This window comes from Amycolatopsis stemonae, from assembly GCF_054781455.1.
The window spans coordinates 424,982-434,024 of the sequence record NZ_BAAGUJ010000007.1 but is presented as its reverse complement, the minus strand read 5'-3'; the positions used below and the strand labels follow the sequence as shown (position 1 = coordinate 434,024).

General features: G+C 75.3%; 1 protein-coding gene (only partly in view). It reads left to right on the top strand.

Annotation, left to right across the window (positions count from 1 at the left end; genetic code table 11):
* Window positions 1-13 precede the first annotated feature (13 nt).
* Window positions 14-9,043 carry the 5' portion of a type I polyketide synthase gene (locus tag ACYVLJ_RS27155; RefSeq protein ID WP_460440810.1) on the top strand. It continues 15,147 nt past the right edge of the window, so only the first 9,030 of its 24,177 coding nucleotides appear in the window; the start codon lies at window positions 14-16; the stop codon falls past the right edge of the window.

The window sequence follows — 9,043 nt, the reverse complement described above, 5'->3', positions numbered from 1 at the left end:
GGCGAGGGCGCTGGTGAACGAAGAGAAGCTCCGGGACTACCTGAAGTGGGTCACGACCGACCTCGCCGAGACCCGGCAACGCCTCCAGGACCTGGAGGCGGGGGAGCGGGAGCCGATCGCGATCGTCGCGATGGGCTGCCGGTTCCCGGGCGGCGTCACGTCCCCGGAAGAGCTTTGGGACCTGGTCACCGCGGGGACCGACGCGATGTCGGCGTTCCCCGGCGACCGCGGCTGGGACGTCACGGGCGGCGACTACGCGCGCACGGGCGGGTTCGTCGACACCGCCACGACGTTCGATCCGGCCTTCTTCGGGATCAGCCCGCGCGAGGCGCTGGCCACCGACCCCCAGCAGCGGCTCCTGCTCGAAGTGTCGTGGGAGGTCTTCGAACGCGCGGGCATCGACCCCGGCTCGCTGACCGGCACGTCCGCCGGCGTCTTCGTCGGCTCGACGCCGTCCGGGTACGGCGTCGGCAGCGAATCCGGCGAGGTCGCCGGGCACCTGCTCACCGGCAACGCGGGCAGCGTGCTTTCCGGGCGGCTCGCCTACAGCTACGGCCTGGAAGGCCCCGCGGTCACCGTCGACACGGCGTGCTCGTCCGCGCTGGTCGCCCTGCACCTCGCCGGCCAGGCCCTGCGCAGGCGGGAGTGCTCGCTCGCGCTGGCCGGCGGCGCGACGATCATGTCGACCCCGGCCGTCTTCCTCGAGTTCGCCCGCCAGGGCGGCCTGGCCGGCGACGGCCGCTGCAAGCCGTTCGCCGAGGCCGCCGACGGCACCGGCTGGGGCGAGGGTGTCGGCCTGCTGCTGCTCGAGCGCCTGTCCGACGCGCAGCGCCGCGGCCACCCGGTGCTCGCGGTGATCGAGGGCTCGGCGGTCAACTCCGACGGCGCGTCCAACGGCCTGACGGCGCCGAACGGCCCGTCCCAGCAACGGGTGATCCGCGCGGCTCTCGCCGCGGCCGGACTTTCATCGTCCGATGTGGACGTCGTCGAGGCGCACGGCACCGGCACCACGCTGGGCGACCCGATCGAGGCGCAGGCCCTGCTGGCCACCTACGGGCAGAACCGCCCGGCCGGGCGGCCGCTGCGCGTGGGCGCGCTGAAGTCCAACATCGGGCACACCCAGGCCGCGTCCGGCGCGGCCGGCGTCATCAAGATGGTGCTGGCCCTGCGCCACGGGCACCTGCCGCAGACCCTGCACCTCGACGCCCCGACGTCCCATGTGGACTGGTCGGCCGGCTCGGTCGAGCTGCTGGGCGAGGCGATGCCGTGGCCGGAGCGCGAAGCGCCCCGCCGCGCCGGGGTGTCGGCGTTCGGCGTCAGCGGCACCAACGCGCACGTCCTGCTGTCCGAGCCGCCCGTGGCCGAAGTGGCCGAAGTGGTCCCGGCGCCCGGCCCGTACCCGTTCCTGGTTTCCGCCCGAGGTGCGGCTGCCTTGCGCGCGCAGTCCGAGAGCGTCCGGACCGTCGCGGAGGAAGAAAACCTGGCGGACCTGGCCTGGTCGCTCGCCACCGGCCGGGCGGCGCTGGACGACCGCGCGGTCGTCCTCGCCGCCGACCGCGCCGAACTGCTGCGCGGTCTCGACGCCCTCGCGGCGGACGGCGTCGCGCCCGGCCTGGTGCGCGGGACGATCCAGCCGGGCAAGCTCGCGTTCCTGTTCACCGGCCAGGGTGCGCAGCGCCGCGGCATGGGTGCCGAACTGGCCGGGCGCTTCCCGGTCTTCGCCGCCGCCTTCGACGAGGTGTGCGCGGAGTTCGACCGGCACCTGGACCGTCCACTGCGGACGGTCATCGCCTCGGGCAAGCACCTCGACGAGACCGCGTACACCCAGCCCGCGCTGTTCGCGCTCGAGGTGGCGCTGTTCCGGCTGGCCGAGTCGTGGGGCTACCGGCCGGACTACCTGCTGGGCCACTCCATCGGCGAGCTCGTCGCCGCCCACCTGGCCGGGGTCCTGTCGCTGGCCGACGCGTGCACGCTGGTCGCCGCGCGGGGCCGGCTCATGCAGGCGCTGCCCGCCGGTGGTGCGATGGTGGCCGTCCAGGCGACCGAAGACGAGGTCGACGGGGTCTCGGTCGCGGCCGTCAACGGGCCGTCGTCGATCGTGCTCTCCGGTGACGAGGACGAAGTGCTGGCCGCCGCCGCGCGCTTCGCCGAGCTGGGCCGCAAGACCAAGCGCCTCGACGTCTCGCACGCGTTCCACTCCGCCCGCATGGACGGCATGCTCGCCGAGTTCCGCCAGGTCCTCGACGGCCTCACGTTCCACCCGCCGAAGATCGCGGTCGTCTCCAACGTCACCGGGGCGCTCGCCGACCGGCTCACCTCGCCGGACTACTGGGTCTCGCACGTCCGCGAGGCCGTGCGGTTCGCCGACGGGGTCGGCTGGCTGCGCGAGGCGGGCGTGACCGGCTTCCTCGAGCTGGGCCCCGACGGCGCGCTGGCCGCGCTCGCCCAGGACTGCCTGCCCGACGGCGCCGCCGTGGCCGCCCTCCTGCGCCGCGACCGGCCGGAAGGGCCGGCCGCGCTGACCGGCCTGGCCCGGATGCACGTCTCCGGCCACGGGCCCGACTGGGCGAAGGTGCTGACCGGCGGCCGCCGCGTCGACCTGCCGACGTACCGCTTCCAGCGGCAGCGCTACTGGCTGGAGCCCACGCTCCCCACCGGCACCGGGGACGACGCGTTCTGGTCCGCGGTGGACTCCGGCACTGTCGCCGAGGTGCTCGACCTGCCGGAGGACGCGGTCGGCGAACTGCTGCCCGCGCTCTCGGCCTACCGCGCCCGGCGCCAGGAGCAGTCCACTGTGGACTCCTGGCGGTACGGGATCGACTGGACGCCCGTCTCCCTGCCAGGCCCGGTCTCGGGAACCTGGCTGGCCGTCGTCCCGGCCGCGGACTTCGCGTCGCCGGTGCTGGACGGCCTGACGAGCCGCGGATTCGTGCCCGTCACCCCGGCCGAGCTGGCCGCGCACTCCGCTGTGGACGGTGTGCTTTCGCTGCTGGCCCTGGACGAAACCGCGTCCGTCACGACGACGCTGCTGCGCACGGTCGAGCTGGTGCGGGCCGCGACCGCCCCGGTCTGGGTCGCCACCCGTGGCGCCGTCTCCACCGGGTCGTCCGACCCGCTGCGAACCGTCGATCAAGCACCGCTGTGGGGGCTCGGCCGGGTGGCCGCGCTCGAGTACCCGCAGCGCTGGGGCGGTCTCGTCGACCTGCCCGAAGACCTTGGCGAACGCGCCCTCGACCGGCTGACGGCGGTACTGAACTCGGCCGAGGACCAGGTGGCTCTTCGGGCGTCGGGCGTGTTCGGCCGCCGGGTGAAGCGGACCACCGGACCGGCCGCCGAACCGTGGTCGCCGGCCGGGACCGTGCTGATCACCGGCGGCACCGGCGCGCTCGGCGCGGTCGTCGCGCGCAGCCTCGCCGAAGCCGGCGCCGAACACCTCGTGCTGACCAGCCGTCGCGGCCTCGACGCGCCCGGCGCCACGGCGCTGCGGGACGAACTGGCCGCGCTCGGCACCCGCGTCACCGTCACCGCCTGCGACGTCGGCGACCGCGACGCCGTGGCCGGGCTCCTCGAGTCGCTGCCCGGCCTCGACGCCGTGCTGCACACCGCCGGCGTCCTCGACGACGCCGTACTGGACGGGGTCACCGCCGGGCAGCTGGACACCGTGTTCCGGCCCAAGTTCGAGGCCGCCCGGCACCTCGACGAGCTGACCCGCGACCGCGACCTGTCCGCGTTCGTCCTGTTCTCCTCCTTCGCGGGCAGCCTCGGCGCGATCGGCCAGGCGGCCTACGCGGCCGCCAACGCCGGGCTCGACGCGCTCGCCGAACAGCGCCGCGCCGCCGGGCTGCCCGCCACGTCCGTGGCCTGGGGCCCGTGGGGCGGCAGCGGCATGGCGGCCGACGACCTGGTCGCCGACCGGATGCGCCGGGGTGGCGTGCCGCCGATGGCCCCGCGGCCGGCCGTCGCCGCACTGCGCCGCGCGATCGCCGGCGGCGAAGCCAACCCCCTCATCGCCGACGTCGACTGGGCGAAGTTCGTCCCCGGCTTCACGACCACGCGGACGAGCCCGCTGCTCGGCGAGCTGCCCGAGGCGCGCGACGCGATGCCGGCCACCGAGGAGCGGCCGCTGGCCGGGCGGCTGCCCGGACTGTCCACCGAGGACCAGCACGCGTTGCTGCTCGACGTCGTCCGCGCGCAGGCCGCGGCCGTGCTCGGCTACCCCGGGCCGGAGTCGGTCGACCCGGAGCGGGCGTTCAAGGACCTCGGCGTCGACTCGCTGACCGCCGTCGAACTGCGCAACGGCCTCGGCGCCGCGACCGGGCGCGCGCTGCCCGCGACGCTGGTGTTCGACTACCCGACGCCGGCCGCGGTCGCCACGTTCCTGCGGGAGGAGCTGGCCGGGTCCGTCGCGGCCCCGGTCGTCCCGCGCGCCGCTTCAGCCGTCGAAGACGAGCCGCTCGCCATCGTCTCGATGGCCTGCCGCCTGCCCGGCGGCGTGCGGTCGCCCGAGGACCTGTGGGAGCTGCTGGCCGGCGGCCGGGACGCGATCACGACGTTCCCCGAGGACCGCGGCTGGCCGCTGGCCGAGCTGTACCACCCGGATCGCGACCACGAGGGCACCAGCTACACGCGCCACGGCGGTTTCCTCGACGGCGTCACGGATTTCGACCCCGGCTTCTTCGGGATCTCACCGCGCGAAGCCCTGGCGATGGACCCGCAGCAGCGGCTGCTGCTGGAGACGGCGTGGGAGACGTTCGAGCGGGCGGGCATCGACCCGCAGTCGGTGCGCGGCGCGCAGGTCGGTGTCTACATCGGAACGAACGGGCAGGACTACGCGGCGCTGCTGCGCGAGGTCGGCGAGACCGGGGCCGACGGGCACACCGGCACCGGGAACGCCGGGTCGGTCGTCTCCGGCCGGATCTCGTACGTGCTCGGCCTGGAAGGGCCGGCCGTCACGGTCGACACCGCGTGCTCGTCGTCCCTGGTCGCGCTGCACTGGGCGGCGCAGTCGCTGCGCTCGGGCGAGTCGTCGATGGCGCTGGTCGGCGGCGTGACGGTGATGACGACGCCCGGCGCGTTCCTGGAGTTCAGCAAGCAGGGCGGGCTCGCCGAAGACGGCCGCTGCAAGGCGTTCGCGGACGGCGCCGACGGCACGGGCTGGGGTGAAGGCGTCGGCCTGATCCTCGTGGAGCGGCTGTCGGACGCGCGGCGCCACGGGCACCCGGTGCTCGCGGTGGTGCGCGGCTCGGCCGTGAACCAGGACGGCGCTTCGAACGGCCTGACCGCTCCGAACGGGCCGTCGCAGCAGCGGGTGATCCGGGCGGCGCTGGCGAACGCGGGTCTGGAACCGTCCGATGTGGACGCCGTCGAGGCGCACGGGACCGGCACGACGCTGGGCGATCCGATCGAGGCGCAGGCCTTGGCGGCGACCTACGGCCGGGACCGGGAAACGCCGTTGTGGCTCGGCTCGCTGAAGTCGAACATCGGGCACACGCAGGCCGCGGCGGGCGTCGCCGGGATCATCAAGATGGTGCTGTCCCTCCAAAACGGACTGCTGCCGAAGACCCTGCACGTCGACACGCCTTCGCGGCACGTCGACTGGGCGGGCGTCGCGGTGCTGACCGAGCCCCGGGACTGGCCGGAGGGGGAGCGGCCGCGGCGCGCGGGCGTGTCGTCGTTCGGCGTGAGCGGCACGAACGCCCACGTCATCCTCGAGGGCGTGCCTGCGGTCGACGCGCCGGCCACCGAGCGCGGCCTCGTGCCGTGGGTCCTGTCCGGCCGGTCCGAAGCCGCACTGCGGGACGCGGCGAGGAACCTGCTGGAGCTGGGCGAGACCGACGTCGCGGACGTGGCGGCCGGCCTGGCCGCGCGGACCGCGTTCGAGCACCGGGCCGTCGTGCTCGGCGACGGCTTCGCCGAGCTGGCGAGCGGCCTGAGCGCGCTGGCGTCCGGCGGCTCGGCCGCGAACCTGGTCCAGGGGACGCAGCTCGCCGGGAAGCCGGCGTTCCTGTTCTCGGGTCAGGGATCGCAGCGGGTCGGCATGGGGGCGGAGCTGTACGAGCGGTTCCCGGTGTTCGCGGACGCGTTCGACGCGGTGTGCGCGCACCTCGACGTGGACCGGGCGGTCTTCGCGGACGCCGTGGCGCTGGACCGGACGGGCACCACGCAGCCCGCGCTGTTCGCGCTCGAAGTCGCGCTGTTCCGCCTGCTGGAGGCGTGGGGTGTCAAGCCGGACTACGTTGCCGGGCATTCGATCGGTGAGCTGGCCGCCGCGCACGTCGCGGGGGTGTTTTCGCTCGAAGACGCGTGCACGCTGGTGGCCGCTCGCGCGAGCCTGATGCAGGCGCTGCCGGGCGGCGGTGCGATGCTGGCCGTGGAGGCGACCGAAGGCGAGGTCGCCGCCGTGCTGGGTGATGGCGTCGGCTTCGCGGCGATCAACGGTCCTCAAGCGACAGTCGTGTCGGGTGAAGCCGACGCGGTGGAAGCGGTCGAGCGGCACTTCGCCGGGCTGGGCCGGAAGGTCCGGCGCCTGACCGTGTCGCACGCGTTCCACTCGGCCCTGATGGACCCGATGCTGGACGCCTTCGCGGCGGTCGCCGACGGCCTGACCCTGAACCCGCCGAAGATCCCTCTGGTGTCCACTGTGTCCGGACGGCTCGCCGGGGACGAGATCCTGAACCCGGTGTACTGGGTGCGTCAGGTCCGCGAACCCGTGCGGTTCGCCGACGCCGTCGGCGCGCTGGCCGCGCTGGGCGTCACCGGGTGCGTCGAGCTCGGTCCGGACGGCGTGCTCGCCGCGCTGGCGCAGGAGACCCTGCCCGCGACGGCCACCCTGCGGAAGGGCCGGCCCGAGGAGTGGACACTGCTGGCGGCGCTGGCCCACCTGCACGTCGGCGGGCACACGCCGGACTGGAAGGCGGTGCTGCGGCCGGGGCGGTTCGTCGTGCTGCCCACCTACCCGTTCCAGCGCGAGCGGTACTGGCCGCGCGTCCCCGAGAGGACCACCGTGGCGCCCACGGTCGACGGCGAGTTCTGGTCGGCCGTCGAGAACGCGGACCTGCCCGCGCTCGCCGCGACCCTGGACGTCGCCGAGTCCGCGTTGGACGGCCTCGACCGCGCCCTTCCGCTGCTCGCGCGGTGGCACGGCGACCGCACCAACTTGTCTACTGTGGACAACTGGCGGTACGCGGTGAACTGGCGCCCGCTGACCGGCAAGACCGAGGCGAAGCCGGGCACCTGGCTGCTGGTGCTGCCGGAGGAGGGCGTCGAGCCGGGTCTCGTGGAGACGCTGACCGCGGGGCTCGACTGCGTGCCGGTCCGCTTGGCCGAGCTGGCCGAACAGCACGGTGACTTCGCGGGGGTGCTGTCGCTGCTCGCCTTCGACGAACGGCCCGCGCCGGACGACCCGGCGATTTCGATCGGGCTCGCCGAGACCCTGCGTCTCGCGCAGACGCCCACCGCGCCGCTGTGGTGCGTGACCTCGGGCGCGGTCTCGGCCGGCCGGGCCGACCCGGTCCGCAGCGCGACGCAGGCGGCGTTCTGGGGCTTCGGCCGCACCGCCGCCCTCGAACACGCGGAGCGCTGGGGCGGTCTCGTCGACCTGCCCGCCGTCCTCGACGACCGCGCGGTCGCCCGGCTGGCGGGCGTCCTGGCCGGGACCGAGGACCAGGTCGCCGTCCGCGACTCCGCCGTCTTCGCCGCGCGCCTCGAACGCGCTCCCGCGACCACGTCCGGCCCGTCGTGGCGGCCGCGCGGGACCGTGCTGGTCACCGGCGGCACCGGGGCCCTGGGCGCCGAGGTCGCCCGCTGGCTCGCCCGCACCGGCGCCGAGCACCTCGTCCTGGCCGGCCGCCGGGGCCTCGACGCCGCCGGGGCGCCGGACCTGCGTGACGAGCTGGCCGCGTTCGGCGTCACCGTGACCGTCGCCGCCTGCGACGTCACCGGCCGGGACGCCGTCGCGGAGCTGCTCGCGGGCCTCGACGGGCTGCTCGCCGTCGTGCACACCGCCGGGGTCGCGCAGGCCGCGCCGCTCGCCGGGCTCGGCGTGGCCGAGTTCGCCGGGTTCACCGCGGCCAAGCTCGCGGGGGCGGCGAACCTGCACGCCGTCCTCGGGGACCGCGAACTCGACGCGTTCGTGCTGTTCTCCTCCATCGCGGGTGTCTGGGGCAGCGGCGGCCAGAGCGCTTACGCCGCCGCGAACGCCTTCCTCGACGGGCTCGCTCACCAGCGCCGCGCGGCGGGGCTCGCCGCGACGTCGGTCGCCTGGGGTCCCTGGGCGGGCGGCGGCATGCTGGCCGACGAGGGCGCCGAGGACCACCTGCGCCGCCGCGGCCTCCGGCCGGTGCCGCCGGACCTGGCGATCACCGCGTTGCGCCGGGCCCTGGACGCGGGCGACACCGCGGTCACCGTGGCCGACGTCGACTGGGCCCGGTTCGCACCGGGCTTCACCGCCGTCCGGGCCAGCGCGCTGCTCGGCGACCTGCCGGAGGTCCGGGACGCCCTCGACGTCCCGGTCGACGCGGTCCGGCCCGAACTGTCCGCCGGTGACCTGCTCGACCTCGTCCAGCGGGAAGCCGCGGTGGCGCTCGGGCACCCCGGCCCGGGGTCCGTCGCGGTCGACCGGCCGTTCCGCGACCTGGGCTTCGACTCGCTGACGGCGGTCGAACTGCGCAACCGCCTGAGCGCGGCGACGGGTCTGAAGCTGCCGTCGACGCTCGTCTTCGACCACCCGTCGGTCACCGTCCTCGCCGGCTTCCTGGCCGGTGAGCTGTTCGGCACCGACTCCGCTCTCGTCGCTCCGAAACGCGCCGCGGAGGCCGACGAGCCGATCGCGATCGTCGGCATGAGCTGCCGCCTGCCCGGCGGGATCACCTCGCCGGAGGAGCTGTGGCAGCTGCTGGCCGACGGCGGTGACGCCATCTCGGCCTGGCCCGAGGACCGCGGCTGGGACGTCGAGGGCCTCTACGACCCGGACCCGGACGCCGAAGGCAAGAGCTACTCCCGAGACGGCGGCTTCCTGACCGGCGCCGGCGAGTTCGACGCCGCC